The following is a 710-nucleotide window of genomic DNA, read 5'->3' as shown; positions in this document are numbered from 1 at the left end:
GCGCTGCTGCCCGCCATCCCGACACTCCCTGATTGTTATTGCTAATTTTTTCCCTGAAAGGACGCTGTTATGTCGTTAGTCTATCGCCGAATTTTTCCGTTACTGCTGGCCGTTGGCAGTGCCGGGCTGACTGGCTGCTTTGGCAGCGAAGAGAAAACCGCGCCGCAAGCCGCCAGCGATCGTATTCGCATCGCGATGCTGCAACCGCCTCGTGCGGGCCTGACCCCGCTCAGCGACGATGCCTTCAAACTTTCGCGCTGGAGCACCAGCGAAACGCTGATCGTGCTGGATGAGAATGGTGACGCACAACCGGCGCTGGCAATGGCCTGGCAGCCAGTGGATGACACCAGTTGGCGTTTCACGCTGCGTCCCGATGTGCGCTTCCACGACGGTGAACCCTTGACGCCCGCCGCCGTGGTCAATGCGCTGACGGCGGCAACGCAGGCCGCACCCAAGCCGCGTATTCTGGATGGCGTTACGCTACACATTCGCGCTGACGGCGACAACGCGGTGCGCGTAACGACCGCAACCCCCGATCCCCTGCTGCCGCAACGGCTCTCCAGCCCACAACTGGCGATCCTTTCACCCAATGCCTATCAGCAAGGCCGCGTTGATCCGATTCGCCACGGCAGTGGCCCCTTTGTGTTAACCGCTGTTCAGGGCACCAGCCACGCCACCCTTGAGCGCCTTGACGGCCCCTAGGACGCCCC

At 62.3% G+C, this 710-nt stretch carries 1 pseudogene; it reads left to right on the top strand.

The window, feature by feature from the left end:
- Window positions 1-69: 69 nt before the first annotated feature.
- Window positions 70-696, top strand: a pseudogene (locus tag J5224_RS32795) (ABC transporter substrate-binding protein); the annotation flags it as partial.
- Window positions 697-710: the final 14 nt, after the last annotated feature.

This window comes from Candidatus Symbiopectobacterium sp. NZEC135 (genome assembly GCF_025962695.1).
The sequence above is the reverse complement of the archived record's forward strand: the minus strand, read 5'-3'. Positions and strand labels throughout refer to the sequence as shown.